General features: G+C 63.3%; 23 protein-coding genes. 10 read left to right on the forward strand and 13 right to left on the reverse strand.

Going from position 1 to position 25,928, the window contains the following annotated elements; translation table 11 throughout:
* Positions 1–130: 130 nt before the first annotated feature.
* Both AB4089_RS18720 and AB4089_RS18725 read left to right on the forward strand, forming a co-directional pair.
* Entirely contained in the window at positions 131–1,780 is a 1,650-nt protein-coding gene (locus AB4089_RS18720) for a thiamine pyrophosphate-dependent enzyme (protein ID WP_441410774.1), read from the forward strand.
* A gap of 29 nt (positions 1,781–1,809) precedes the next feature.
* Positions 1,810–3,183: an NAD-dependent succinate-semialdehyde dehydrogenase gene (locus AB4089_RS18725; protein WP_441410775.1), complete on the forward strand. Its 1,374-nt coding sequence runs from the start codon at positions 1,810–1,812 to the stop codon at positions 3,181–3,183.
* 216 nt (positions 3,184–3,399) lie between these two features.
* On the opposite strand, the gene AB4089_RS18730 is transcribed toward AB4089_RS18725, so the two are convergent.
* Positions 3,400–4,707 (reverse strand): aminotransferase-like domain-containing protein, encoded by a 1,308-nt coding sequence (locus tag AB4089_RS18730; protein WP_441410776.1) that lies wholly within the window; start codon positions 4,705–4,707, stop codon positions 3,400–3,402.
* Positions 4,708–5,043: 336 nt separating this feature from the next.
* Here AB4089_RS18730 and AB4089_RS18735 point away from each other — a divergent pair, with 336 nt between their 5' ends.
* Together AB4089_RS18735 and AB4089_RS18740 are read left to right on the forward strand one after the other, a co-directional pair.
* Positions 5,044–6,042, forward strand: a complete 999-nt coding sequence (locus tag AB4089_RS18735; protein ID WP_441410777.1) for an NADP-dependent oxidoreductase — start codon at positions 5,044–5,046, stop codon at positions 6,040–6,042.
* A 48-nt stretch (positions 6,043–6,090) separates the two neighbouring features.
* Positions 6,091–6,957 carry an alpha/beta fold hydrolase gene (locus AB4089_RS18740; RefSeq protein WP_441410778.1) on the forward strand — a complete coding sequence of 289 codons (867 nt, stop codon included), beginning with the start codon at positions 6,091–6,093 and terminating at the stop codon, positions 6,955–6,957.
* A 326-nt stretch (positions 6,958–7,283) separates the two neighbouring features.
* On the opposite strand, the gene AB4089_RS18745 is transcribed toward AB4089_RS18740, so the two are convergent.
* Together AB4089_RS18745 and AB4089_RS18750 are read right to left on the reverse strand one after the other, a co-directional pair.
* On the reverse strand, positions 7,284–7,979 hold the full coding sequence (locus AB4089_RS18745) for an SDR family oxidoreductase (RefSeq protein WP_441410779.1): 696 nt from the start codon (positions 7,977–7,979) through the stop codon (positions 7,284–7,286).
* A gap of 68 nt (positions 7,980–8,047) precedes the next feature.
* Positions 8,048–9,121, reverse strand: a complete 1,074-nt coding sequence (locus AB4089_RS18750; protein WP_441410780.1) for an alkene reductase — start codon at positions 9,119–9,121, stop codon at positions 8,048–8,050.
* Positions 9,122–9,290: 169 nt separating this feature from the next.
* Here AB4089_RS18750 and AB4089_RS18755 point away from each other — a divergent pair, with 169 nt between their 5' ends.
* Positions 9,291–9,893, forward strand: coding sequence for a TetR/AcrR family transcriptional regulator (locus tag AB4089_RS18755; protein ID WP_441410781.1), 603 nt, complete (start codon positions 9,291–9,293; stop codon positions 9,891–9,893).
* A gap of 217 nt (positions 9,894–10,110) precedes the next feature.
* On the opposite strand, the gene AB4089_RS18760 is transcribed toward AB4089_RS18755, so the two are convergent.
* Positions 10,111–10,263, reverse strand: coding sequence for a DapH/DapD/GlmU-related protein (locus AB4089_RS18760; RefSeq protein WP_441410782.1), 153 nt, complete (start codon positions 10,261–10,263; stop codon positions 10,111–10,113).
* A gap of 60 nt (positions 10,264–10,323) precedes the next feature.
* A complete protein-coding gene (locus AB4089_RS18765; protein WP_441410783.1) occupies positions 10,324–11,232 on the reverse strand; it encodes a helix-turn-helix transcriptional regulator in 909 nt (302 codons plus the stop codon).
* 182 nt (positions 11,233–11,414) lie between these two features.
* On the opposite strand from AB4089_RS18765, the gene AB4089_RS18770 reads away from it, so the two are divergent.
* Together AB4089_RS18770 and AB4089_RS18775 are read left to right on the forward strand one after the other, a co-directional pair.
* Positions 11,415–12,086, forward strand: a complete 672-nt coding sequence (locus AB4089_RS18770) for an SDR family NAD(P)-dependent oxidoreductase (protein WP_441410784.1) — start codon at positions 11,415–11,417, stop codon at positions 12,084–12,086.
* A gap of 31 nt (positions 12,087–12,117) precedes the next feature.
* A complete protein-coding gene (locus AB4089_RS18775) occupies positions 12,118–13,323 on the forward strand; it encodes an MFS transporter (RefSeq protein ID WP_441410785.1) in 1,206 nt (401 codons plus the stop codon).
* Positions 13,324–13,669: 346 nt separating this feature from the next.
* On the opposite strand, the gene AB4089_RS18780 is transcribed toward AB4089_RS18775, so the two are convergent.
* Together AB4089_RS18780 and AB4089_RS18785 are read right to left on the reverse strand one after the other, a co-directional pair.
* A complete protein-coding gene (locus AB4089_RS18780) occupies positions 13,670–14,995 on the reverse strand; it encodes a serine hydrolase domain-containing protein (RefSeq protein ID WP_441410786.1) in 1,326 nt (441 codons plus the stop codon).
* A gap of 117 nt (positions 14,996–15,112) precedes the next feature.
* Positions 15,113–16,009, reverse strand: a complete 897-nt coding sequence (locus AB4089_RS18785) for a LysR family transcriptional regulator (RefSeq protein WP_441410787.1) — start codon at positions 16,007–16,009, stop codon at positions 15,113–15,115.
* Positions 16,010–16,139: 130 nt separating this feature from the next.
* Here AB4089_RS18785 and AB4089_RS18790 point away from each other — a divergent pair, with 130 nt between their 5' ends.
* Positions 16,140–16,841: a type 1 glutamine amidotransferase domain-containing protein gene (locus tag AB4089_RS18790; protein WP_441410788.1), complete on the forward strand. Its 702-nt coding sequence runs from the start codon at positions 16,140–16,142 to the stop codon at positions 16,839–16,841.
* 159 nt (positions 16,842–17,000) lie between these two features.
* Positions 17,001–18,854 carry a helix-turn-helix domain-containing protein gene (locus AB4089_RS18795; RefSeq protein ID WP_441410789.1) on the forward strand — a complete coding sequence of 618 codons (1,854 nt, stop codon included), beginning with the start codon at positions 17,001–17,003 and terminating at the stop codon, positions 18,852–18,854.
* Positions 18,855–18,894: 40 nt separating this feature from the next.
* Here AB4089_RS18795 and AB4089_RS18800 read toward each other — a convergent pair whose 3' ends face one another.
* Both AB4089_RS18800 and AB4089_RS18805 read right to left on the reverse strand, forming a co-directional pair.
* Positions 18,895–19,344, reverse strand: coding sequence for a MarR family winged helix-turn-helix transcriptional regulator (locus AB4089_RS18800; protein WP_441410790.1), 450 nt, complete (start codon positions 19,342–19,344; stop codon positions 18,895–18,897).
* 41 nt (positions 19,345–19,385) lie between these two features.
* Positions 19,386–20,180 carry an SDR family NAD(P)-dependent oxidoreductase gene (locus tag AB4089_RS18805; RefSeq protein ID WP_441410791.1) on the reverse strand — a complete coding sequence of 265 codons (795 nt, stop codon included), beginning with the start codon at positions 20,178–20,180 and terminating at the stop codon, positions 19,386–19,388.
* A gap of 153 nt (positions 20,181–20,333) precedes the next feature.
* Between AB4089_RS18805 and AB4089_RS18810 the strand changes: the two genes are divergently transcribed.
* The gene (locus AB4089_RS18810; RefSeq protein ID WP_441410792.1) at positions 20,334–21,119 is read left to right on the forward strand and encodes an SDR family NAD(P)-dependent oxidoreductase; all 786 of its coding nucleotides are present in this window, start codon (positions 20,334–20,336) and stop codon (positions 21,117–21,119) included.
* A 112-nt stretch (positions 21,120–21,231) separates the two neighbouring features.
* Here AB4089_RS18810 and AB4089_RS18815 read toward each other — a convergent pair whose 3' ends face one another.
* The 4 genes from AB4089_RS18815 to AB4089_RS18830 all read right to left on the reverse strand — a co-directional run bounded on the left by AB4089_RS18815 (position 21,232) and on the right by AB4089_RS18830 (position 25,927).
* Positions 21,232–22,266 (reverse strand): ABC transporter permease, encoded by a 1,035-nt coding sequence (locus AB4089_RS18815; RefSeq protein ID WP_441410793.1) that lies wholly within the window; start codon positions 22,264–22,266, stop codon positions 21,232–21,234.
* 36 nt (positions 22,267–22,302) lie between these two features.
* On the reverse strand, positions 22,303–23,832 hold the full coding sequence (locus AB4089_RS18820) for a sugar ABC transporter ATP-binding protein (RefSeq protein ID WP_441410794.1): 1,530 nt from the start codon (positions 23,830–23,832) through the stop codon (positions 22,303–22,305).
* 59 nt (positions 23,833–23,891) lie between these two features.
* Entirely contained in the window at positions 23,892–24,836 is a 945-nt protein-coding gene (locus AB4089_RS18825; RefSeq protein ID WP_441410795.1) for a substrate-binding domain-containing protein, read from the reverse strand.
* Between the two features lie 314 nt (positions 24,837–25,150).
* Entirely contained in the window at positions 25,151–25,927 is a 777-nt protein-coding gene (locus tag AB4089_RS18830) for an SDR family oxidoreductase (protein WP_441410796.1), read from the reverse strand.
* Between the last annotated feature and the right edge of the window lies 1 nt (position 25,928).

The following is a 25,928-nucleotide window of genomic DNA, read 5'->3' on the forward strand; positions in this document are numbered from 1 at the left end:
ACTTTTTATGTATTAGACAGCATGAACTTGGTTGCCAATACTTGAGGGAAACCCACATGCCGGCCACCCTGGCCAGTACCCCAGTTGTCTGCCAGTTCCCTGGCTCAAACCCCTGTTGAGGAGCACTACGTTGGAGAAGAACACCCACGCCGGCCAGGCGATCGTCGATTCCCTGGCCCTGCACGGCGTCAACCGTGTATTCGCGGTCCCGGGCGAAAGCTACCTTGCCGTGCTCGACGGGCTCCACGGAGCCGATATCGAGACCATCGTGTGCCGCCAGGAAGGCGGTGCCACGTACATGGCGGAAGCGCACGGCAAGTTCACCGGCGAGCCGGGCGTGGCCATGGTGACCCGCGGCCCGGGAGCCGCGAATGCCTACGTTGCCATCCACGCCGCGTGGCAGGACGCTACACCGATGGTCCTGTTCGTGGGCTTGATCCCGGTCGCGGACCGCATGCGCGAGTCCTTCCAGGAGTTCGATCCCAATGCCTGGTTCGGCACTCAGGCCAAGCGCGTTTTTGTGCTCGACGAGGCCTCCCGGGCGTCGGAGGTGGTGGCCGAGGCGTTTTTCGCCGCTAAGTCCGGCCGTCCCGGCCCTGTTGTCGTCGGCCTGCCGGAAGACGTCATCACCCACGAATTCGTCGGCGACCTGCACCCGGTGATCACGGTTGCCGAAGGGGCCGTATCCTCCGCGGAGCTGGAGCTCATCACCACGGCCCTTTCCGGTGCCGAAAAGCCCGTCATCTTTGTCGGCGGCCAGCGCTGGACGCCCGAAGCGGCGGCCGCCGTGACGGACTTTGCCGAGGCCAACGGCATCCCGGTGGTCCAGGACTGGCGCGCCTCGGACCGCATCCCCTTCCACTCCGAGGTCTTCGTCGGCGCCCTGGGCTACGGCCGCACCGGAGACACGGCACGGATCTTCGCCGAAGCCGACGTACTCTTGGCCATCGGCGCCGTACCCACTGACGTTCCAACGGACGGCTACACCCTGCGGCAGTCGCCTCAGGCCACGAATATCCTCGTCAACATCGACAGCTCCCTCCGCGGACGTTCCGGCGCCGTCACCGCCCACATCCTCGCCAGCCCGGTCGCGTTCGCCAACGCAGTCAAGGGCATCCGGCTGGGAAAGGCCGCACAGTGGGACGCCTGGCGCGCCGCCGGCCGCGCCGCGCAACGCGCGTTCAGCGCACTCCCAGACCTGACCGCCCTCCCTGCCACCCGGGAAGGAACCGGCCACATGAGTGCCGTGATTTCCGAACTGGTGACACGCCTGCCGCAGGACGCCGTCTACAGCTTCGGCGCAGGCAACCACTGCGCCTGGGCCCAGCGGTACCTGCCCACGAATGTGTTCCCGTCGCAGCTGAGCATGCGCAACGGTTCCATGGGATACAGCGTGCCGGCAGCGGTGGCAGCATCCCTGCAGAGCCCGGATCGCCTGGCGGTAGCGATCGCCGGCGACGGGGAATTCCTGATGAACGGCCAGGAGTTCGCAACGGCAGTGCAGCACGGCGCCGCCATGCTCATCATCGTGATGGACAACGGCCAGTACGGCACCATCCGCGACCACCAGGAGCACCACTTCCCGGGCCGCGTCAGCGGCACACAGCTGACGAACCCTGATTTTGCCGCATTTGCCCGCGCCTTCGGAGGCCACGGCGAAACGGTGACCAGCGACGACCACGCCGCGATCGCCGTCGAACGTTCCCTCAAGGCCGTGCAGGACCAACGGATCCCRGCCATCATCCACGTCATGACCGACCCGCAGATCGCCCTCCCCTGAGCGATCCGAACCAATTGAAGGAGCACAGCATGAGCCTCTATGCCGTCACCAACCCGGCCACCGGGGAACCCGTCAAGGCCTACCCCACCGCCACCGACGCGCAGATCCACACCGCAGTAGCCACCGCCGACGCCGCCTTCAGGGCATGGAACAAGACAGCGCTGGCGGACCGGGTGAAACTCCTAGGCCGCGTGGCCGAGCTCTACACCGAGCGCCGAGACGAACTCGCCGCGATCGTCACGCGGGAAATGGGAAAACCCGTTTTCCAGGCGCGGATCGAAGTGGACATCGTCGCGTCAATCTACCGCTACTACGCCCAGAACGGCCCGTCGTTCCTCGAAGATGAAGAGCTCGAGGTTGCCGCCGGTGGAAAGGCGATCGTCCGCAAGGACGGCCTGGGCGTGCTCTTGGGCATCATGCCGTGGAACTTCCCGTACTACCAGGTGGCCAGGTTCGCCGCCCCCAACCTGATGAACGGCAACACCATCCTGCTCAAGCACGCCCCGCAGTGCCCGGAGTCCGCCCTGGCCATGGAACAGATCTTCCTCGATGCCGGCGCACCCGAAGGTGCCTACGTCAACATCTTCGCCACCAACGAGCAAGTCGCCGGCATCATCGCGGATCCCCGCGTCCAGGGTGTCTCCCTCACGGGATCCGAACGCGCGGGATCCGCCGTCGCCGAAATCGCCGGCCGCAACCTCAAGAAGGTGGTGCTGGAACTCGGCGGCTCGGACCCATTCCTGGTGCTCGACTCCGCCAACCTGGAACAGGCGGCTACCCACGCGCTGTTCGGCCGCTTGGGCAACACCGGCCAGGCCTGCAACGCCGCCAAACGCATCATCGTCGCCGACGCCGTCTACGACGAGTTCGTCGAGAAGTTCGTCCGCGCCGTCTCCGCTGCGAAGGTGGGCGACCCCACGGAGGCAGACACGTTCATGGGGCCGCTGTCCTCCGCCGCCGCCCTCGACGGTCTGGCCGCGCAGGTGGACGACGCCGTCGCCAAGGGCGCCACCGTGCTCACCGGCGGCAGCCGGATGGACCAGCCCGGTGCCTGGTTCGAGCCGACGGTCCTCGCCGGAGTGACCAAGGACATGCGCGCCTTCTCCGAGGAACTCTTCGGACCGGTTGCTGTCCTGTACCGCGTTTCGTCCGAGGACGAAGCTGTGGAACTGGCCAACAACTCCATTTACGGCCTCGGCGCCGTCATCCAGTCCACTGATCCTGCCAAGGCCCAGGAGATCGCAGACCGCCTGGACACCGGTATGGTCTACATCAACGAGGCCCCCGGCACTGCCGCCGAACTGCCCTTCGGCGGCATCAAGCGCTCCGGCGTCGGACGCGAGCTGGGCAAGTACGGCATGGACGAGTTCGTCAACCGCAAACTGATCCGCACCGGAAAGTAGGCAAGGCTCCCGGCCTACCGGCTCGGCCCGTTTCGCATACAGCGGCCGTTGCAACACCCYGGAACGATTTCCGGGCCACAAGCCCGGCAACGAACTGCTTCGCCATCTCAGGGGCGATGAAGTCCGTTACCAGGCTAGTGGTGCCGCCCCGCACGTTGCCCGCCTGCCGCCATACGGGCGACGTGGCGGCTTCGGCAGGACTTTAGGCGATTGGCCCTAGTCCGTTCGGGAACCGGCGGTGTCAGGCTTAGCGGACACCTTGGCGGCTGCGTCGCGGAACACGTCGCCGAGGATGGCGGCGCCCTTGCGGATATCGTCCAGCGTCGGCAGACAGAAGGACATCCGGAGTTCGCTGTGGCCTCTTCCATCCGTGTAGAACGCGGTGCCCGGAACGTACACGACGCCGCGTTCGATGCATTCGTAGACCAGTGCTTCGGTGTCGATACCCGCGGGGAGGCTCACCCACAAGTAGAAGCCGCCGGTAGGCCGGTTCCAGGTGGTGCCAGCCGGCATGACCTGTTCCAGCGTTTCCACCAGAGCCGTGAACTTCTCACGGTAGATCCCGCGGTATTCGGCGAGCTTGTCCTGCCAGGTCGGATCGTCGAGGTAGGCGCTGATGAGCTGCTGGGAGAACACCGAGGGATTGAGCTGGGAGGTCTCGCTGGCGTTGACCAGGTGTCCATATAGCGTTGCGGGCGGCAGGACCCAGCCCACGCGCAGGCCCGGAGCGATCATCTTGGAGAAAGAGCCGAAATACAAGGTGATGTCTTCGAATTCAGGCTGTATGGCGCGCATGGTTTCGCCGTCGAAACCAAGCAGTCCGTATGGGTTGTCCTCGAAGATCAGGAGATCGTTACTGCGGCAAAGTTCGCCAACCCGGTGGCGGCGTTCCGCCGAGAGGTTCACGCCCCCGGGATTCTGGAAGTTGGGGATTGTGTACAGTCCCTTGGCCGTCTTGCCCGCGGCCCGGACCTCACTAATGAGCCGCTCAAGCTCCTCCGGGATCAAACCGTCGGCATCCATCGGCACGTGCACGATTTCGGCCTCGTAGCTGGTGAAGACGGCCATGCCGCCGGCGTACGAGGGTGCCTCGGCAAAGATGACGTCACCGGGGTTGACCAGCACGCGCGCGGCGACATCTAGCGCCTGCTGGCTTCCCGAGGTCACAATGACCTGGTCCCGTCCGGCCGTGATGCCCTCGAATCTCATGAGTTCGACGATGTGCGCGCGCAGCTCGGGAATGCCGTCGCTGGACCCGTACTGGAACGAGCGCTCACCGTTCTCAAGCAAAATCCGCTGGGCATCCAGCGCAATCCGCTCGAACGGGAGCGCGCCGAGGTAAGGCGCACCGTTGGCAAAGGAGATCATGCCAGGCCGCTGGGCTGCCCTGAACACTTTGCGGACCTCTGAGGGGCGGGCGGCAAGGGTGCGCTGCGCGAGGGCCTGTGGGGAGAACTGGACATTAGTGCCGGTGGCTGCGGGAGTGTGGGCAGCGCCTGCGGAAGATTCCACTGATACGGACATGGGATTCCTTTCAGCCATGAGTATTCATCCATTCTCGGATCCACGGCGGATGCCGTCTAAGACCAAACTCCGAAGAACGGCATACCCAGACGGCATGAACCGGTAGGCGACGGAGGACCAGATCGTGCCAGGCGGGCGGCAGTTCAACTCGCCGCCGCCTTGTTCCGCCATAACGAACCGTCCCGTGGGATCACGGAATTGCGGAACTAACCGGGATGCATCAATTGGCTCGGCCGTGTCTTTAAAACCTAACTGTCCTACTTGACAAGATTTATGAGTACACTCAAAATTGATTGAACTCATTTTTAGCCTACGCACGTCTTAGAGGAGCACGCCATGAGGGCATTCGTCGTCACCAAGTACAAGGACCCGCTGCGCGCAGCAGACGTCCCTGAGCCGACCGTCGGCGACCGCGATGTGCTGGTCCAGGTCCAAGCAGCTGGCCTCAACCAATTGGACGAAAAGATCCGCCTGGGTGAGTTCAAGCAGATCCTCCCGTACAAGCTCCAGCTGGTCCTCGGCAACGATGTCGCCGGCACAGTCATCCGTGTCGGGGCGAAGGTGCGCGGATTCAAGCCCGGTGACGAGGTCTACGCCCGCCCCGACAAAGACCGCATCGGCACGTTCGCCGAGCGCATCGCCATCACCGAGGCCGATCTGGCACTGAAACCCGCATCGATCAGCATGGAGGAGGCCGGCTCGCTACCGCTGGTTGCACTTACGGCGTGGCGGGCCCTCGTTGAGCAAGGCAACGTACTGCCGGGGCAGAAAGTTCTCATTCACGCCGAGGCCGGCGGGGTCGGGTCGATCGCGATCCAACTCGCCAAGCACCTCGGCGCCACGGTCGCGACCACCGCAAGTGCCTCTAACGCCGACTTCGTGCGCGACCTCGGCGCGGACACGGTGATCGACTACCGTACGCAGGACTTCGAGCAGCTCCTCGCCGGGTACGATCTGGTGCTCGACAGCCTCGGCGGGGAGAACCTCGTGAAGTCTCTGCGCATCCTGAAGCCCGGTGGGAAAGCGATCGGAATCGCCGGCCCGCCGGACTCGGCGTTCGCGCGCAAAGCCGGCCTGAACCCTGTTCTGCGCCTGGCCATCGCGGGGCTCAGCAGCGGGATCCGGCGGCAGGCGAAGAAGCTCGGCGTCAGCTACAAGTTCCTCTTCATGCGTGCCAGCGGCGACCAGTTGCGCCAGATCACCGCCCTGATTGACGACGGCGTGCTGCGCCCGGTCGTGGGGCAGGTCTTCGACTTCGCCCAGACCCCACAGGCGCTCGAGTCGCTGGCCAAGGGCGGCCTCCGCGGCAAAGCCGTCGTCACCCTTCCCTCCTGAGCCGCCGGCAGCCACTCACCTCACAGACCACTCAGGAGGACAACCAGCATGAGCAGCTTTGACACCGCGAACGGCTCTGTCGTCACCTCGTACGCGAAGGCGGCCACACGCACCCTCAACGCCGGTGGCGTTACTTACGCTTACCGCGAGCTGGGGCCCAAGGGCGGCATCCCCGTCGTATTCTTCGTGCACCTCGCCGCGACCCTGGACAACTGGGACCCCCGCATCATCGAGCCCATCGCGAAGAACCGCCACGTCATCACCTTCGACCAGCGCGGTGTCGGCGCCTCCACCGGGCAGGTTCCTGACAGCATCGAGGCAATGGCCGATGACGCCTATGCCTTCATCAAGGCCCTCGGGTTCGACACGATCGACGTCTTCTCCTTCTCAATGGGCGGCATGATCGCCCAGGACCTGCTCCTCAAACATCCCGACCTCGTCCGGAAGCTCGTTCTGACCGGCACCGGGCCGCGCGGCGGCAAGGACATGGACAAGGTCGTCGGCACCACTTACTGGGACATCCTCCGCGCGACCCTGACGCGCACGGACCCGAAGGAGTTCCTGTTCTTTAACCGCAACGCCACTGGCAAGCCGGCCGCGAAGGCGTTTATCAAGCGCCTGCAGGAGCGCACGGTCGACCGCGACAAGCCGATCAGCACCAAAGCCTTCCAGGCGCAGCTGAAGGCAATCCAGAAGTTCGGCCGCTCCGCGCCGTCGGACCTGTCGAAGCTCACTCACCCCACCCTCATCGCCAACGGCGACCACGACCGCATGGTGCCGTCGATCCTGTCCGAGGACCTGCACCGGCGCATCAAGGGATCCGAGCTGATCATCTACCCCGGCTCGGGCCACGGCAGTATCTTCCAGTTCCACGACCGATTCTCCCCCGTCGCCGTAGAATTCCTCGCCCACTGACCAGCACCTACCTGACACGATCCCGCCAACAGAGCAGAAAGGCACTGTGGCGCTGCCCGCCCGTGATTACGGGCGGGCAGAGCCTTTGGCATGACTATCCCGGCATGTGGCGTGAAGGCCAGGCACCAGGCGATCGATTCGGGTGAGAGCGAAGTGTTGCCCGGCGGAGCGTGTTGGAGCCGTGCTCGATCTGCTTGACCCGCCAGTTCCTTCGGCCCTTATTGGGGCATCGTGGGCCGCGGCGTCCTTTGGCAGGTTTGGTGCCACCGCGCTCACTTTTGGTGAACGCGGTGGCGCCGGTTGTTCGCCTATGCGTTCGCGTCCACCTACTGCGGGTACACCGCTTCGAGGGGGGCGCTGAGTCCGGCCTTGAGCTGGACTGACGTGTCGTCGGCGAGGACTTCGTACTCCCCTGCCTCGGTGGCGTCGAACACGGTGCGCACCAGCACGGCCGGGTCAAGCTTCGGGTCGGTGGCGTGCGCGGCCATCGCGGTGTCGACGTATGCGACGTGGACGCCGACGACGTGCACGCCGGCGGGGGCGAGTTCGAGGCGGAGGGAGTTGGTCGCGGACCAAAGGGCGGCTTTGGTGGCGCTGTAGATGCCTGCGACGGCGTACCAGCTCAGGGCCGAGTGGATGTCGATGATCGTCGCTTCGTCCTTCGCCGACAGGACCGGAGCGAACGCGCGGGCGACGAAGAGAGGGCCGAGGAAGTTCGTCTCGACGTTCCGGCGGATCTCCTCGTCCGTGTGGGTGAGGATCCCGGCACTGGGAACAGACGCGCCGGCGTTGTTGATCAACACGGTCACGTCCGGTGCCGCCTCGACCGCTGCCTGGATGGAGGCCGAGTCGGTGACGTCCAGGGCGAGCGGAACGATGCGTTCGTCGTTCCAAGTGCGGGGGGTGCGGGCGGAGGCATAAACCTTTGCAGCTCCCCGGGCGAGGGCTTCGTGCACGAACTGGGTTCCGATTCCGCCGTTGGCTCCGGTGATGAGGACTACTGCTCCGTTGAGTGATGGCATGGCTGTTTTCTTCTTTCTGAGGGGTGTGGGTTGGGTGAGGTCGGTGGCGGACGGCCCGCGGCAGACGATTAGGCGTCTGCCAGGGCGGGGTAGTCGGTGTACCCGGCCGCGCCGCCGCCGTACAGGGTGCCCGGGTCCAGCTCGTTCAGCGGTGCGCCGGTGCGCAGGCGCTGAACAATGTCGGGGTTCGCCAGGGCGAAACGGCCCAGCGGCGCGATGTCCGCGAGCCCGGCGTCGATGTCATCGGCGATCTGCTCGCGTTCGCGCCCATACCGGACGACGAGGAGGGCAGCAGGCCACGTGTCGCGGAAGGACCGAAGCAGTTCGTCGTCACCGAGGTGGTGCACGTGCAGGTACGCAAGGTTCAGGGTGGCGAGTTCGCCGACCAGGTGGCGGTACTGTGTCCGGACGTCCGCGGGGTCCCCTTCGTTGATTCCGCCCAGCGGGAACGCCGGTGAAATGCGGATGCCGGTCCGGTGCGCCCCGATCTCCTCGGCCACCGCGCGGGCGACCGCGACGACGAACCGGGACCGGTTCTCCACCGATCCGCCGTATTCGTCCTTGCGGTGGTTCGAGTTCGGCGAGAGGAACTGGTGGAGCAGGTACCCGTTCGCGCTGTGGATCTCCACGCCGTCCGCTCCCGCTGCGACAGCGGAGGCTGCGGCGTGGCGGAACCCGGCGATGGTGGCCTGGATGTCTTCGGCAGTCAGCTCACGCGGCACCGGGGTCTTCTGCGGGCCCGTTGGAGTGAACATGTCCTGCTCGGCCGAGATCGCCGACGGGCCAACGGGCTGACGGTGGTGCGGGGTGTTATCCGGGTGCGACATCCGGCCGACGTGCATCAGTTGGATGAACAGGGCTCCGCCGCCTGCGTGCACCGCGTCGGCGATCTTTCGCCATCCCTCGATGTGTTCAGGAGTGTAGATGCCTGGGGTGTTCAGGTAGCCCTGTCCGTCGTCGGACGGCTGTGTGCCCTCGGTGATGATCAGCCCGAGCGAGGCGCGTTGGCCGTAGTACTTCGCGGCCAGTTCCCCTGGGGTACCGTCCTGGTTTGCACGGCTCCGAGTCAGCGGTGCCAGCGCGAGCCGGTGCGGCAGCTCCACATTGCCGAGGGTGAATGTCTGCCAGAGGGAGGAAGTCATGCGTGCGGTCCTTTGCGTCGTGGGTATTAGCGCCACCACTGTGCAGGGCGGAACACTGGGGGTTCTGCCCTTGCGTGGGAGAATGAACGAAGGAACATTTGAACCCACAAAGTAGTGACTACACTCATAACTGACTGCAGTCAGAATCTATTCCGGAGGATCCATCATCATGTCTCTCGCCTCCCAGCCGGTCGGACGGCGCGAGCGGAACAAGCAGCAGAAGCTGGACCGCATCAAGGCCGCGGCCAGCGAACTACTGGCCGATCACGGCATCGAGGACGTCACGACCCAGCAGATCGCCGACAAGGCGGACATCGGCACCGGGACCCTGTTCCTTTACGCGAAGACCAAAGGCGAACTCCTCCTCCTCGTGCAGAACGCCCACTACGCCGAAGCACTTCAGCTAGGTCGGGCTGATGCAGAAACCACCCCGGATGTCCTCGATGCGGTGCTGGCAATCGTACGGCCGATCGTGGAATGCAACCGCGTCCAGGTTGACAATGGTCGCACCTACCTGCGGGAGATGGTCTTCGGCGACCCCACGGAGCCCCGACACGCTGAAGCCCTCTCCATCGTCGCGCAGACCGAGGAGGCCATCGCTACCGTCCTGGGCAGGCACGCGCTGGTCAGCGCTGGTGATGCCGCAACGACGGCACACGTCGTCACCGCCGTCATGTTCCTCAGCATGGCGGCGAGCGTGAACGCCGCCTTGAGCATCGACGAGATTGTGCAGGACATCCGGACTCAGGTGGGCGTGCTTCTGTCTCGCTGACGCCGTCGGCAAGAACTTTTTCGGGCGCTTGCTGGCGTAAGCGCCCTGGGCGGAGCGGCGTTCCGACGCCGGCCCGGGCGGACGGCGCGAACATACTGAACTGGACATCCTCGTTGTGGACTCAGACTGATGCCAGTGCGGCCCTGACACGAACCGCGGCTCTTGGCATGCGGGGTGCGAAGGAGCACGAGGACACCTAAGTTGAAACTAGGGTGGTTCAGTTGGGAAGTGAGCGCACCACCTGGGCAGGCGAGCCCACAACAACGGAGTTTTCCGGTACGTCCTCTGTCACTACGGACGCAGCCGCCACGACGGCATTATCACCAATCGTCACGCTCGGCAGAATTGTGGCGTTGGATCCGATCCACACATGGCGGCCAACGACGATAGGGGCCGGGTGTAGAAAGGCGGGAAAACCGTCACGGATTCGTCAACTGGCTTGCCGGTCAGCTGGGCCAACAGCTCCCGCACCCGCCCCGGTTCCTGATCCCGTAGCTGCCCAGCTGGCGAGTAGCCGCAGTCGCTCAGCGCTGGGCGAGCCGGGCTCGGCGGTGTAGATCATAAGGACGCAGCCCGGGTCGGCAGTGATAATGAGTTCTTCGTAGGCGAGGGTCAGTTCGCCGGCGACGGGGTGGTTGAATCGTTTTGTGCCGGACCCGTGGGTCCTAACGTCATGCGCGCCCCACAGGCGCCGGAATACGTCGCTGCGCGTGGAGAGCTCACCAACGAGGTCCTGGAGCCCTTTGTCATTGGGGTCACGGCCGGCTTCGGCCCGCATAATCGCCACGCACATCTCAGCGAAGAGCTCCCAGTCAGGATAAAAGTCCCGGGATGCAGGGTCGAGGAACTGGAACCGGGCCAGGTTCGGGGTGCGACCGCCGTCGCCGATGAGGGGCGCGTAGAAGTCCCTGCCGAGCTCATTAGTAGCAAGGAGGTCCTGGTGCTGGTCGCGAACGAACGCAACGCCGTCGGTAATTGTGTTGAGTACCCAGTGCAGACTGGGCCGACTGACGGCGTTTTTTGTGGATCGTCGGCGGGGACGCCCGGATAGCGGAATACCGTCGGCTGCGCGGGCAAGGTCGAAGAGGTGGGTTCGTTCCGTGTCATCGAGGAGAAGGGCGCGGGCGATGGCGTCAAGCACGGACGAGGAGGCTCCGCCGATAGCACCACGTTCGAGCTTGGCGTAGTACTCGACGCTGACGTCGGCGAGTGTCGCAACTTCTGTTCGGCGAAGCCCGGCAACTCGTCTGTTCGGCCCGGCGGGAAGTCCGGCCTGTTCGGGGGTGATCTTTGCGCGGCGCGACATCAGGAACTCGCGTACCTCGGCTCTATTATCCATGCCACGAGAATACGTCCCTGCGAACTTCGTTGGGGTCCCCTGCTGGTACACCCCTTGACAGAGACTCCCGCGCTGGACGGTTCGCGTATTGACTGGATAAGGACTTACCAGCGGTACCACCCGGGCAAGGTTTTCAACCTCATCCTCCCCCGCTGATCACCGTCTCACTCCCTAAGGACGCAATGACCACTATTGCCATCGTCGGCGCCGGCACAGGGCTCGGCGCAGCCATCGCACGCCGCTTCGGAACCGAAGGCTTCGCCATCGCCCTGATCTCCCGCAACCAGAACAAGCTCGACCTGCTCGCAGAAGAACTGGCCGCGGAAGGCTTCACCGCCCGCGGCTACGCTGCCAGTGTCCGGGACCCGGAAGCCCTCACCGCGGCGCTGGAGCAGGCCGCACAAGAGCTCGGCACGATCGAGGTCCTGGAATACAGTCCGCTGCCGCAGAAGGAATTCCTGCGCCCCGTTTTGGAAACCACGGTGAAGGATCTGGCCGCAGCGGTGGAGTTCTCCATTTACGGACCCGTCACGGCCGTGCACCAGGTCCTCAGCGGCATGCGCACGTTGGGACGCGGAACCGTCCTGTTCGTCAACGGCGGTTCAGCCGTCCGGCCGAACCCGTCGGTTGCCGGGACGTCCATCGCCTTCGCCGGTGAAACCGCGCTGGCGACGATGCTCCACGACACCCTCGGCGCCGAGAACATTCACGTCGGACAGTTGATCATCCCCGGCGCCATCGACCCCGGACACCCGCCGAACGATCCCGGCGCCCTCGCGCAGCGGCTGTGGGAGCACCACACCCGCCGCGACACGTTCCGCGATTACGCCGAACCGTTCCCGACCAGCCAGTAACCGCGCAACCCCGTCGCGGGCAAGGAGAAAAATGACCACCATTACCACCGCTCCGGCGCCGGCCCCGGAATCGACTGAGAAGCCGAAACGGCTGCCGCTCGCCACTCTGTCGGCGCTTGCCGTCATCGGCTTCGTCCTCGTCGCGATGGAGACCATGCCGGCCGGCCTGCTGCCCGTTATCGCCACCGGCATGGGGACCAGCGAAGGCACCGTCGGACTGTTCGTCAGCGCCTACGCCCTGGGTACGGTGCTCATCACGATCCCCGCTATCACCTTTACCCGGGGCATGCGCCGCAAGCCATTGCTCCTCGGCGCGATCCTCGGACTCATCCTGGCCAACACCACCACCGCCCTCTCCAGCGCCGTAACCCTGTCGCTGGTATCGCGTTTCGTCGCCGGCGCGTTCTCGGGAATCATCTGGGGGATGCTGGCCGCCTACGGCCGGAAGATCAGCCCGCCCTCCCGTGCAGGCCTGTCGCTGGCGATCGTCTCCGTCGGGGCACCCGTCGGATTCGCTCTCGGCACACCACTGGGGGCCTGGCTCGGAACGACCTTCGACTGGCGCTGGGCCTTCGCCGGACTCACCGCGGTCGCCGTGATCGCCGGTGTCTTCATCGCTGGTATCGCGCCCGACGCCGAGGGGCAGCCCGGAACCTCCCGGCTTCCCCTGGTCCGGGTCTTCCGCATCCCCGGCATCGCCGTGATCCTGGCCGTCATCTTCACGTGGATGCTGGCCCACAACACCATCTACACCTACATCGCCCCGTACCTGAGGACTACCGGCAGCAGCCTCACCGCCGACGTCGAACTCTTCATCTTCGGTGTCGCCTCGATCGCCAGCATCATCATCACCGGCGCGCTCCTGGACCGCCACCCCCGCCCGTTGCTGCACGGAAGCGTCACCTTGTTCATCGCGGCCGCGGTGGTGCTGCTGGTCGGCCACACATCGGCCCCGGCGATCATCGCCGCGACCGTCCTGTGGGGGATCACGTTCGGCGGGGCGGCCGCCCAGCTCCAAGCCGCCCTCACCACCACCGGCGGCGCGGACTCCGACGTGGCGAACTCGTTCCTGCCGGTGGCGTTCAACCTCGCTATCTTCACCGCCGGCATCCTCGGCGCGGCGCTGCTGACGAATTTCAGCGGCCTGGTCCTTACGGTCGTGATGATCGTCGCCGGCCTGGCCGCACTCATGCTGACCATCTACGGACGCCGCACCGCATTCCCCTCCCGCCTCTAGCAACACCGGCAAAACCCGCGGCAGACTTTTCTGCAGGTGGTCCGCGGTGACCGAGGCGGGGCCGACCGGGGTGGGGTGGTAGTCGATGACGCCATGGGCGAGGATGTCGCGGATCGTCCACCCCTCGCGGGCGACATCAAGGGCGCGAACGGAGCGCGGATCGAATGGGGTTGGGCTTGCAGCAGCCAGCTGCGCGGGCGTCAATGGTTCGTCGAGCTGACTGACCACAAGGGTCAGGTTCAGCATCGATCCCAGGTAGGGGACACGTGCCGGGCGGTGAGTCCGCCCATTGCCACGCGGCGGTCCAGGGCCTCTCGCTTGGTAGGGGGCGATGGCTTTGTCAGGTTCACCGCGTGGCTGGACCTGAAGGCGGTGCGCCGTAGAGGTCCCCGATGATGGCCTTGGCGATAGTCGACGCCGGGTCCCGTCCATCCGGTGACGGGGCAAGGTTGGTCCACACCACCAAGGTCACATTGTTCTGCGGATCTCTGCCCATGAAGGTGTTGTAGCCGGGGAGTTCGCCGGTGTGTCCGTAGAGCGGGCCGAACTGGGCCAATGCCATGCCATACCGCGCCGCGCCTGGGTTGTCCGGATCGATCGGCGCAAGGCTGTCCATGCGCTTCTTTTGAAGGTCCGGGTTGAGCAGCTTGCCGTCGGTGAGGCCCTCCGCCAAGGTCATGAGGTCGCCCGCCGTGGAGACGCCCTGCCCGGCAGCCCACGTCCAAGAAGGGTTGGCGTTTGTATAGTCATTCGGCTTCAATGAGCCGTCCTGTGCCTTGGCTATCAAGTCAGCCGGAAGTCTGGCCGTGGACAGGGTGAGGAGGTTGTCCATGTACATGTAACCGCGGGAGAAAGGCTCGGGAAGGACCGAAGAGTCCGACGCCGGAAACGATGTTTGTTGCAGGCCGAGTGGTCCCAGGATCCGATCGCGCACGATCTGCCCGAAGTCCTTACCATCCAGCTTCTCGGCTATGAGCCCCAGCAGAACCGTGTTGGTGTTCGAATAGTGAAAGCCTTCGCCGGGGCCGAAATAAGCGGGCAGCGGCAAGGCGATGGCCACCAGTTGTTCAGGCGTCCAAACCCGTTGCGGCGTGGTATCAAGAGCCTTGCTGAGCTCGTACGACTCCGAGTAGTTGTAGATTCCGCTCCGCATGGTCAGGAGTTGCTCAATGGTGATGTTCTCGCCGTTCGGTACGTCAGAGCGGTACTTCGAAACGGGATCCTCAAGCTTGAGTTTGCCTTCCTGCACGAGCTGCAGGATGACGGTCCCAGTCCACGTCTTTGTGACGGAGCCGATGCGGATGTGGTCGTCGAGCGAGACAGATGTTGACCCGCCGGCGCTCGTCACGCCGTAGGTGAGGCTGACGTCGCCTTGAGTGGTGCGGAGCATCATGGCCGCTCCCGGTACGAGCAGCTCCTTGGCGAGAGTCCGGAAAGTGTCCTGGACCTTGGCTTTGTCCAGCACTCCCAGAGTCGCGGATCCTGTCGTTCCTCCCTCCGTCGTGCCGGTAGTTGAAGCGGCCGCCGACGGCGGCGCTGTGGACGACGCGGGGGCCTGCGTGGGCGCGGAGGTACACCCGGAGATCGCCAACGCAGTCGCGGTTGCGATGCCGAGCGCGATGAGGAGGCGGGAGGGGACATGCCAATTGTGATTGTGCCTGCTGCTGGTCACGGTTGACTCCCCGGCGACGCTGATAGTTGCGCTCAACCTACCCCAGCGGCGTCGCGAGATCTACCCCTTTCCCGGACCTTATGACATGAGGCAACAGACGGATCACGGACTGGCCCTTCAGGCGCGGGTCAATCGTTGGATGGCGGAAGTCAGGGAGCGTAACTGATGGTTGCGCTCCAGTTCCCCGGTGCGTGTTGCCAAGTACACGGTGTTCAGCGGAGCCACTTCCGGGGCGTGCAGAGCAGTAAGTGCTCCGGAGGCGAGATCCTCCTCCACGAGATAGTGCGGCAAGACAGACATGCCTGCACCTGCCACAATGGCTGCGCGTACGCCGCGAAGGTCGGGGATGATGACGCTGGTCCGGAGATTGTCCGGGCGCCGTTCAAACACGCTGCGCCAGTACCTTCTTACGATAGGCATGTTTTCGGCGTAGGCAACCACAGGGATGACCGCCAGTTCCGCTTCGTCGGCGGCATCTCCCGGCAGCCTCGACTGCCAGGACGGCGCCGCTACCAGCACGAATTCCTCGTCGTACAGGGGCATGCCAGTGACGCCCTGAACGCGTGGCTGGACCGAGCTGATGACAAGGTCCAGGTCGCCGGCTCGGAGGTCTTCGAGCAAGCCATCAACCAGGCCGAAACTGATCCGCAACCGGGCCCCGACGGCCGCAGTGAGTTCCGGCGTGTGCGGCAGCAACTTAGCGGTCAGGAACTCAGCCGGTCCACCCAGATCGATGGACTTGTTGGCTCCCGGCAATGTCGGGATGTAGGCGAGATCGTCGAGGGCGTCGATGTGCGTTCCAACGTCCCTGGCCAATCCATCGGCCTTGGTGGTCGGCTTCACTCCGGACGTGGTGCGTTCAAAAAGACGCAAGCCGAGATTCTGTTCCAGGGAATGTATATGGGTGGAAGCAGTGGGCTGCGAGATGCCGAGCAGCCTTGCGGCCTCGGTCAGTGACCCCGCACGGTAGACAGTGAGGAAGGTCCGCAAATGTTCCAGGTTATGAGTGGCCATCGGTGCAATCCTCGCACGGGCACGGCCCAAGGAAATCGAATAGGGGCTAATGCTTTTTCAATGCCAAGAGGTCCCGTCGGAGGAGCATCATCGAATCACACCGCAGCAACCAACTCCCTAAAGGAACCCGATGTCCCACATCCTCATGGTCGTTTCAGCAGCCGATTCCCTTGAACTCGCAGACGGTACCCAGCACGCCACGGGCTTCTGGGCCGAAGAGCTTGTGGTCGCCCACCAAGCTCTCAAGGCGTCAGGCGGACTTATCACTATTGCCACCCCGGGCGGAAAGAAGCCCACCGTGGATCCTGGCTCTCTGAATCCGGAGGTCGTGGGTGATGAAGAAAAGGTCCGGGAATTTGAACGGTACCTGGCAGAGATCGCCGCAGAGCTCGAAACGCCGGAAGCCCTTTCCGCAGTCGACGTGGCCGGCTTCGACGCCGTTGTCCTGCCTGGCGGCCACGGCCCCATGGCCGACCTCGCTACGGACTCTGATCTGGGCGCCCTGCTTATCGAGGCAAACGACGCCGGCACAATCATCGCCCCCTTCTGCCACGGACCGGCAGCGCTCCTAAGCGCCACCGCGAAGGACGGCAGCTTCGCCTTCGCCGGCCGCCAGCTCACCGTGTTCACGGACGAGGAAGAGCTGACGGGCGGAACCGGCGAGAACACGCCATGGCTCGTTGCTTCGACGCTCGCCGAGCGTGGCGCCATTGTGAAAGCCGGGCCGGCCTGGAGCAGCTACGTCGTCATTGACAGCAACCTCATCAGCGGCCAGAACCCGCAGTCCAGTGAAGCCGTAGCTGCTGCAGTGATCGCCGCGTTGGCCGAGTAAGCGGCCGGCTTTCCGCTCAAGGAACCACGACGACGGCGACGCTTCCCACGCGGGGAGCGTCGCCGTCGTTCTCGTTAAAGGAACGCCCCAGACAGGCTCTGAGTCTGCCAGCAATTCTCTGCTCTATGCTCAGCAGTCTCGAGTAGGAATACTGAAAGTGTGAAAGAGCGGTCGGATCGCACGGCTGAGCTCCTGCGCGGTTGGTTGAAAGCACTGGCCAGTGTCGGCTCGGCTGTAAATCGAGGCATTTCCAAGAATGACCTCCTGAACATGGTTGCCAAGACTGCCTGCGAATTGATGGGCTACGACTTCTGCTCGGTGACTGTCCCGGACGCGGCATCCGCGGTATTACTGATCGAGGGTTCGCACGGGCTCTCTGATGACTACATCCGCAATGTCAACGCAACGCACCCCATCCGCTTGCAAGGTACGTCACTGCCCTCTCCGTCCAGTCAAGCATTCACGCTGGGCATCCCCATCCAAATCGAAAACACCGGATCGAATCCGTCGTTTGGTCCGTGGGCAACGGCAGCACACGATCAAGGCTTCACCTCGATGATAGCCATCCCGCTAAACGCGCCCAGTGGAACGCTTGGGACACTCAATTGCTTCACACGTCTTACTCATCATTTCGAAAGTGATGAAATTTCATTACTTACAGTCCTGGCGGATCAGGTTGCACTCGCCATGAACACAGCTCGCGTTCGGGCGGAACAAGCACGCATCATCGCCGAATTGAAGTCTCTGAACGAAAACCTGGAGGATCAATACGATCTGCAGCGTAAAGTTGGCGAGGTCCATCATCGGCTCACCTCCTTGGCCCTTCGGGGAGGCGACACTGCGGACGTCGGGGCTGCGCTCGCTGAACTGCTCGACCGGTCCGTGGTGGTTCAAAGTGGGCACGGCACAGCCGTTTGCGGCTCGACCGTTGACACAAGTGACTTACTGGAAGCGCTAGCGGAGAAAACAACGTACCAGAACCAGCGCTTTTCCGGTCATGGATACGCTGATACGCCCCTCTCAGACGTCCAGCTACCTCAGCGCGATGGGTCGTCGACCCCTGCCGTACGGGCTCCCGTTGTGGTTAGGGAGGAGGTCGTGGCCTGGATTTGGACGACAGGTAGTGTGGCTGACCTAACCCCTTTGGACCAGCGAGCCATTGAACATGCGGCAACCGTCATGGCACTGGAACTACTGAGCGCCCGCAGCGCCGCCGACACTGCCTGGCATCGAGCCGGAGAAATCCTCGCAGAGCTCTTGAACAACCAGGGCCCTTTGTCATCCTCGCTCTTGGCTCAAGCAGAAAGTCTTGGGCATGACTTGTCGCAACCCCACGCCATGATCGTCGCCCAGCACAATTGGAAACGCACCAACGAATTCCAGAACCGGCTCGCGGACACCGTGGCGCGCCTGCTCGGCGAGTCCCGTCCGCAACCGCTCGTCGGTATGTACCAAGACCACGTGGTGGCGTTGTGGCCACTGGGTCGCGAAGCGTTGGAATCGGCTCGTCACATTGCCGAAGAGATCCGCCGAACTCTGACCGACGGCGAGCCAAGTGTGGACAGCCCGCTCTCTGTATTAACAGGACCCGTGGGTGATCCAGCCATATATCCGGAAGCATTCTCCATTGCCCGCGGAGCAGTCGAACTGGCCAGGCTCAGAGGACTGTCCGGTCAGACTCTGCTCGTGAACGACCTCGGAATGGCGGGACTCTTCCTGCAGGTTCCGGACACGGTCAGGCTCCACTCTTATTGCGAGGAAATCTTGGGTCCACTGCGTCGACACGACTCTTCGCGGGGCACCGAACTTGTTCGAACCCTGTCTGTGCTGGTGTTGAACAACCTCGATGCCCAGATGACTGCGGACCAGTTATCCGCGGACACGGGCACCGTCCTCGAACAGCGACGGCTCATCGAGGAAATACTCGGCTGCGAACTGACGAACGTGGCCGCGATGACGCATATCTCGACCGCCCTCCAGCTGGACGAAGTTTTTACGGCCACGCGCGCTTAGAAGAACGCAACTCCCCCAACGTATTTCCGCATCGCTGCAGTCAGACCAGCGCCGAAAGCCGAGGGAGGGCGCGCACCAACGGGGCAAGCTCAGCTATGGCCTCAGCCCCTGCCCACGCCTTCTGGAGCGCCCGGTCGTGCGCGGGGCGAGCCGACGCGAGCAGCTCGCCCCCTTGAAGGGTGAGCTCCGTGTAAATGCCTCGCCTGTCGTCTGCGCACAGTACTCGCTGAAGCAGTTCCCTCCGCTCCAGCCGGCTCACGAGACGGGTGGCTGCACTAGCCGAGAGCGTGGTGGCCCTCGCCAACGGTTGCATCCTCATCTGCCCGCCGTCCTGACGGCCCACAGCATCCAGGACGGTGTACTCGACCACCGACAAACCCGCTGTAGCTTGAAGCGCCTTTTCGAGCTCTCCCTCAATGAGTCCATAGAGGGCCGCCAAGGTGCGCCACCCTTGGGCGTGCATTTCTGTGGAGTAGCCTTTGATGCCCATGGAGAGTCCTTTCGCTGAAATCGCTTCGTCCATCACAGCGGTCAGGGAAAGATCGAATCGACATATCCACCGTCGACGCGCAGGGCGCCACCGGTCGTAGCAGACGCCTGAGGTGAGCTGAGATAGACAATCATGTTTGCGATTTCGGTGGGATCGATGAGCCGCTTGATCAGCGAAGCGGAACGTTCGGTCGCCATGAATCTGGCCTGCGCTTCTTCCCACGGAGTATCCGTGCCGAACTTCTCACTTAGGAAGCGCACCGCTCCGTCCGTCTTGGTGGGCCCAGCAATAACGGAGTTCACCGTCACACCGGAACCAGCAGCCACCTTGGCATATCCCCGGGCCGCAGCAACCAAAGCAGTCTTTGAGACGCCATAGTGCAGCATGTCTTCAGGTACGGCAATGGCGGCGTCGCTCGCTAAATAGAGGATCCTCCCCCACTTCCGACGCATCATCGCAGGAAGGAGGGCCCGTGTCAGGCGGACGGCGGACAACAGGTTGACGTCAAGGTACTCCTGCCAGTCGTCGTCGGTGATGTCCAGGGCATCCTTGGACTCGTAGATCCCCAGGTTGTTCACCAGAATGTCGACGTCGGCCGTCGCAACTACCAGCTCGGCGATCCCGCCCTTTGTTCCGAGATCTGCCGCCACGGTCTTGGGCAGATCGGCACCAGCAGCGTCAGCGATTTCAATGGCCGCGGCGTCGAGGGACTCCTGACTCCGTCCGCTCAGCACGACTGTTGCCCCCGCCTTGGACAGTTCTGTAGCGATGGACAGTCCGATCCCTTGGGACGATCCAGTAACCAATGCTGTCTTTCCAGTGAGATCAATCTTCATGCTGTAGGGAACCCTTCGAATCGAACGACCAGTGAAGTACTCTGATTTCTATGCTACGGACAAAATGTCTGTTTGGCGAGATATAAATGGTTGAGCGGTTGGTTTCCCCTGCCTAGGTGTTCCTGCGCTCAGCCCGATAGAAGTGGAGCAGAAATGGATCAGAATCGATTCCTGGGAAAAACGGTCATGGTTACTGGGGCGGGTTCGGGACTGGGAGCTGCAGTCTTCAAGAGGTTTCTCCTTGAGGGAGCGAATGTCGTCGGCGTGGACCTCAGTGCCGACTCGATGGAACGCTTCCGGGAGAAGAACTCCGTCCTATCGACCCAGATGACGTTGAAGGTGGCCGATGTCAGCGACCCGGAAGCTATCGAAGCCGTGATCAACCAAAGCGTGGACGAGCTCGGCACACTGGATGTCCTGGTCAACAACGCAGGAATCGCTCCCACTGGGCCCGCGGCAACTACGTCGAACGAGCTCTGGCGCAGCGTCATGAACGTGAACGTTGATGGTCTCTTCTACGCTACGCGCGCCGCCCTTCCCCACCTGATCCGGTCCCAGGGCAACATCGTCAACACGGCCAGCGTCTCAGGCGTCAGAGCGGACTACCACTACGCGGCCTACGATGCCTCGAAGGGAGCAGTCATCAACTTCACCCGCAGCGTCGCGGTCGACTACGCCCAGCGTGGCGTGCGGTGCAACRCCGTCGCCCCCGGACCGGTCCTCACCCCCTTGCTGCAAAAGAACATCGACACCACCGCGGGACTGAAGGAAGCCTTCGGCCGGTCCATTCCCCTGGGCCGGATCGCCAGCCCCGACGAGATCGCCCCGGCGTTCACTTTCCTCGCCTCGTCCGACGCTTCCTATGTCAACGGCCTGATCCTGACCGCTGATGGTGGTGTCACTGCCTGGAACGGGCAACCCAACCCCAGCGACCTATAAGGCGCCGCCGGCGCCCGCATCGAGCGGGCGCCACAGGCACACACCCCAACTGGACACGGAGAAGCTCCCTGCACGAATCGTGCAGGGAGCTTCTCCGCCTAGCGAAACCCAATCAGGTTCGTTTAAGCGGAAGGCTTCCGCGGTCGCTGATGACGGCCAGTACGATGACTACGCCAATGACCACCGGCTGGAGATTCGGCGAGACATTCAACAAGGTCAACCCATTGTTGAGGACACCAATGATGAGCAGGCCTATGAACGTACTGAACATCGACCCCACACCACCCGAGAGGCTGGCCCCACCGATGACTACCGCCGCGATCACACTCAAAAGGTCGGAAGCACTTCCTGCGGTCGGCTGTGCAGAATCAAGCCGTGCGCCGGCTGCGAGTCCGGCCAAGGCAGCCAGGAACCCTGCTATGACATACACGCGTGTCTGGGCCAGCCGGACGCCGATCCCTGAGAGGCGTGCAACCTCTTCGTTGCCGCCAATGGCATAAAGCTGGCGTCCGGAGGGCCGGTACCGCAGCCAGAGGGCCGCCAGGATGAAGACCAGCAACATGAGGTAGACCTGCAGGGGTATTCCCATCAGCCGGAACCTGGACAGTCCGAGGAACCACCCAGGGAAACCGATAACCGGGTTGCCGTTCGTGATATACAGGGCGAGTCCGGCGCCGGCGAACATGGTTGCAAGCGTGGCGATAAATGGCTGGACGTGCCCGAAAGTCACAAGCAATCCGTTGACCAGTCCAATAAAGGCTCCCAGGAGCAGCCCGCAAATCATGGCCAGCAGGAACGGCAGGCCAACCTCTTTGTAGAGGAAAGCCGTTGCCATGAAGGACAGGGCCATGGTGGAGCCGACGGACAGGTCGATGCCTCCGAGGATGATGACCAGGGCTGCCCCGACAGCCATCATGCCAATGTAGGACACCTGGCTCAGCACGTTGATGAGGTTGTTCGGCGTCAGGAAGTACGGCGACAGCAGCGACATTGCGATGCAGATGACGATGAGCCCTATCACCGGGCCTGGAATGCTTTTGGCTAGCTGCTTGATCCTGGTTTGCAAGGGCTCCTGCCCGCTGCCGGAGAAGGGATTCTCCCGGGCGCCCGGCTCAGCCTTGGGGCCGATGGTGTTTGTAGTAGGCACAGTCTCTACTTTCTTTCTTGAGTGGTTGGGAGTGCGCTATGGCACTGAAAGCTCCATGACCCGGTCCGGAACGGCTTCGTCCCGGGTCAGGATGCCGCGTTGCCGTCCCCCGGCCATGACCAGGACGCGATGCGAGAGACCGAGCACCTCTTCAAGCTCCGAAGAGACGACGATGATCGCTACCCCGGCCGCGGCCAGCTTCCGGACGATTTCGTAGATGGCGGCCTTGGCGCCGACATCAACTCCACGGGTTGGTTCATCAAGGATGAGCACCTTTGGTTTGCGGACCAGCCACTTTGCCAGGAGGACCTTCTGCTGGTTTCCGCCAGAGAGAAACAGGACGGGGATATTCAGATTCCCTCGAATGTCCAGTTCGACGGCCTGCTCGCGTTCGACGCGTTTCACGGTCCTGTTGCTGACAAAGCCACTGGCCGTCAGCGTCTTTTCCCAAGGCAGCACCATGTTTTCCCCGCCGCTCCTGCCCAGGTTCAGGCCTTGGCCCTTGCGGTCCTCGGGGACCATGAAGATGCCTTCCCGGATGGCGCTTGAGACGTTGCGGATTTCGACGGCGTTTCCCTCAACGGTGACCGTTCCGGCGTCGGCCCGGTCAGCGCCGGCAAGGGTTCTGACGACTTCCGTTCGTCCCGCACCAACCAGACCGGACATCCCGAGAATCTCGCCCCTCCGGACGGAGAAGGAGATATCCCTGAAAACGCCGTGGCGCGTCAGGTTCTCGACTTCCAGGACCACATCTTCCTCGGCAGGCTGGGGCGCCTGGTGTGCGTAGACGAACTCACGTCCCACCATGGCCCGGATCATCTCGTCCTTGCCGACACTGCCCGTGTCCCAGGCCATCGCCCGGCGGCCGTCACGCAGGCAAAGTATCTCGTCGGCAATTGCCGAGATCTCATCCAGGCGGTGGCTGATGTAAATGACCCCTGCACCCCTGTCCCGGAGGATCCGGATCTGGTCCAGAACCTTCTCCGTCTCCTCCTGCCCCAGGGACGCTGACGGCTCGTCGAAGATCACGTAGGACGGATCCCGCAAGATGGCCTTTGCGATCTCGATTTCCTGCTGGGCCGCCATGGAAAGCCCGGCAACAGCCCGGCGGGGGTCGATCTTCGCCCCGAGCACCGCCAGGGCGGCCTCGGCCTGTTCAGCCATGGACGCCGTATCCACCCGGCCGCGCCGTTTCGGCCACCGGCCAAGGAACATGTTCTCGGCGACGCTCAGCCGCGGAACCATTTTGATTTCCTGGTGGATGATGGCCACGCCACTGTTCAGAGCGGAAGCCGGGCCGCTGGGGGCATAGGGCGCTCCGTCCAGCCACATTTCGCCGGCATCCGGCGTCTTGATTCCGGCCAGGATCGAGCTGAGGGTGGATTTGCCTGCCCCGTTTTCCCCGATGAAGCCGAGGACGGTCCCCGCCTTCAGGGTGATGTCCACTCCGTGGAGTACCGTATTGCCGCCGTATTGTTTGGTAAGGCCGATTCCCTTGAGCGCCTTGATGTCCTCGGTCAGTGGCCCCCTGTTGAGAGAGTCCGGCCCCGTGCTCAGGATTGACATGGATTTCCTTCTTAGTCTGGGACATGCCGGCCTGCCCTTTCGGGCAGGCCGGCACAGTCTTATTTCGCGGGGCCGTAGTATCCGGCGGAGCGTGCCTCATCGAGGTTTTCCTTGGTTACCAGGACGGTCGGCTGCAGCTGTTCCTTCTCAACGGACCCACCCTCGCCATTTATGGCCTTGATGGCATTGCGGACGGCCAACTCACCCATTTGGTAGGGCTCCTGCGACATGGTGGCCAGGACCTGACCTGACTGGATAGCGTCGTAAACCTGCGGGAAGCCGTCCACGCTGACGATTTTGAGGTTGGTCCGGCCTGCCTGTGCCGCTGCCTTCGCCGCTCCGAGCGCCATGCCATCGTTCTGCGCAAAGATTGCCTGCAGGTCAGGATTTGCCGTCAGGACATCCTGGGCGACGTTATACGCCTTGTTCTCATCCCAGTCGGCGTTGGTTGTTGAGACCACCTTGATGCCGGGATTCTTTTCCAGAACACTGCCGCAGCCCTTGGAACGCTCGATTTCAGTCGAGGAACCCAGCACACCCTTGATGATGGCAAGGTTGCCCTTGCCAGCCATCTGCTTGGCCAGGAAATCGCAAAGCTCCGTGGAAGCCTTGATGCTGTCACTGCCAATGAAGGTGGCGACATCTCCCTGTGGGCGCTGGTCTATGGCGATCACTGGAATGTTCGCGCCTTTCGCCTCTGCCACGCCGGCGGCACCGGCGGTGGCGTCCTGCATGGCGAAGATGACGGCCCCCACCTGTTGCGTCACGAGGTTCTGCACCTGGTTGACTTGCTGGGAGGAGTTGCCGTTGGCGTTTAGGACTACAAGCTCATAGCCCTCGTCCGCCGCCGCTTTCTTCATGCCGTCAACGGCTGCAACGTAAAACAACGACTGAAATTCGGGCATGGATACCCCGATGGTTTTCTTGCCGGGTCCACCGGCGTTCGCTGCGCCGTCCGCGCTGCAACCTGACAGCGCCAATGCCGCGGAAGCGACCAAGGCCAAAGCAATTCCAAGGGAACGCTGCGAACGCAGGTTCCCGCGGCGTCCGGTTTGGACTTCTTCCTGGTGCGTTTTGCGGCTCGATACGTTCATCACGATGGGCCTTACCTCTCTGTAAGAAAATCTCGACGGTGATGATGGTTGGGGATGAAGGTCTTCGCGTAACGGGTGGGCCCTGGGCTATTCACCGTCTTGCCGGCCCTATGCCGGTCACCTGCGAAGCTGTTTCCAGTCTGTGAGGACCGTCACGATAAGTCCAAGTCAAAGATTCTTCCGGGTCGATAACCAAGGGTTATCGACCCGGAGCGGCCACGGACTCACCAGGCCGTAAAGCCGCCGTCCACCACAAGGTCCGCCCCGGTGCAGAAGCTGGCTGCCGGTGACAGTAGGAACAACGCTGGCCCGGCCATCTCAGAAGGATCGGCGGGACGCCCCAGCGGCGTGTTCTGAGTGACGGCCACATCCAGGATGCTTGCCACTTCAGACCGCTCATTCATCGGCGTCCTCGTGAAGCCGGGAGAGATGGAATTGACGCGGATGCCGTACGGCGCCCATTCGGTGGCCAAGGACTTTGTGAGATGCGCAACCGCTGCCTTTGAACTGTTGTAATGCGCTTGGAGCATTTCCCGGTGGGACACGATTCCGGAGATGGAAGCCAAGTTGACGATCGCTCCCGCTCCGTTCCGTCTCATGGCCCTGGCTTGTGCCTGGCAGCTGAGAAATACGCCCGTGACATTGACCCGGAAGAGACGCTCGAACTGCTCTGTTGTCATCTCGTCAGCGGGAACGGCCTCGGCGACTCCAGCTGAGTTCACGGCCGCAGTCAACGGCCCCAGTGAGCGCTCCACCTGATCCACCGCGGCCTCGAGCTGCTCGGACCGGGTCACGTCAGCGGGGACAAATTCGCCACGTTTTCCCTCGGCTTCGATCGCCTCTAGGGTGGCTGTTGGATCGCTTGAAGGCAGGTCTACCAAGGCCACATTGCTGCCCATCTGGGCCAGGGCCACGGCTATGGCGCTCCCGATGCCGGAGGCGCCACCGGTAACCATAGCGACGCCCTCGTCCAGCCTGAATGAGAGTCTGCTGTGATGCATT

The sequence above is a fragment of the Arthrobacter sp. 2MCAF15 genome (assembly GCF_052115605.1).
Taxonomy (GTDB): Bacteria; Actinomycetota; Actinomycetes; order Actinomycetales; family Micrococcaceae; genus Arthrobacter.

Bases quoted from the DNA above. Each gene is read 5' to 3' on its own strand.
- AB4089_RS18725 (WP_441410775.1), top strand. From the start codon at position 1,810: ATGAGCCTCTATGCCGTCACCAACCCGGCCACCGGGGAACCCGTCAAG.
- AB4089_RS18730 (WP_441410776.1), bottom strand. From the start codon at position 4,707: ATGTCCGTATCAGTGGAATCTTCCGCAGGCGCTGCCCACACTCCCGCA.
- AB4089_RS18735 (WP_441410777.1), top strand. From the start codon at position 5,044: ATGAGGGCATTCGTCGTCACCAAGTACAAGGACCCGCTGCGCGCAGCA.
- AB4089_RS18740 (WP_441410778.1), top strand. From the start codon at position 6,091: ATGAGCAGCTTTGACACCGCGAACGGCTCTGTCGTCACCTCGTACGCG.
- AB4089_RS18745 (WP_441410779.1), bottom strand. From the start codon at position 7,979: ATGCCATCACTCAACGGAGCAGTAGTCCTCATCACCGGAGCCAACGGC.
- AB4089_RS18750 (WP_441410780.1), bottom strand. From the start codon at position 9,121: ATGACTTCCTCCCTCTGGCAGACATTCACCCTCGGCAATGTGGAGCTG.
- AB4089_RS18755 (WP_441410781.1), top strand. From the start codon at position 9,291: ATGTCTCTCGCCTCCCAGCCGGTCGGACGGCGCGAGCGGAACAAGCAG.
- AB4089_RS18765 (WP_441410783.1), bottom strand. From the start codon at position 11,232: ATGGATAATAGAGCCGAGGTACGCGAGTTCCTGATGTCGCGCCGCGCA.
- AB4089_RS18770 (WP_441410784.1), top strand. From the start codon at position 11,415: ATGACCACTATTGCCATCGTCGGCGCCGGCACAGGGCTCGGCGCAGCC.
- AB4089_RS18775 (WP_441410785.1), top strand. From the start codon at position 12,118: ATGACCACCATTACCACCGCTCCGGCGCCGGCCCCGGAATCGACTGAG.
- AB4089_RS18785 (WP_441410787.1), bottom strand. From the start codon at position 16,009: ATGGCCACTCATAACCTGGAACATTTGCGGACCTTCCTCACTGTCTAC.
- AB4089_RS18790 (WP_441410788.1), top strand. From the start codon at position 16,140: ATGTCCCACATCCTCATGGTCGTTTCAGCAGCCGATTCCCTTGAACTC.
- AB4089_RS18800 (WP_441410790.1), bottom strand. From the start codon at position 19,344: ATGGGCATCAAAGGCTACTCCACAGAAATGCACGCCCAAGGGTGGCGC.
- AB4089_RS18805 (WP_441410791.1), bottom strand. From the start codon at position 20,180: ATGAAGATTGATCTCACTGGAAAGACAGCATTGGTTACTGGATCGTCC.
- AB4089_RS18820 (WP_441410794.1), bottom strand. From the start codon at position 23,832: ATGTCAATCCTGAGCACGGGGCCGGACTCTCTCAACAGGGGGCCACTG.
- AB4089_RS18830 (WP_441410796.1), bottom strand. From the start codon at position 25,927: ATGCATCACAGCAGACTCTCATTCAGGCTGGACGAGGGCGTCGCTATG.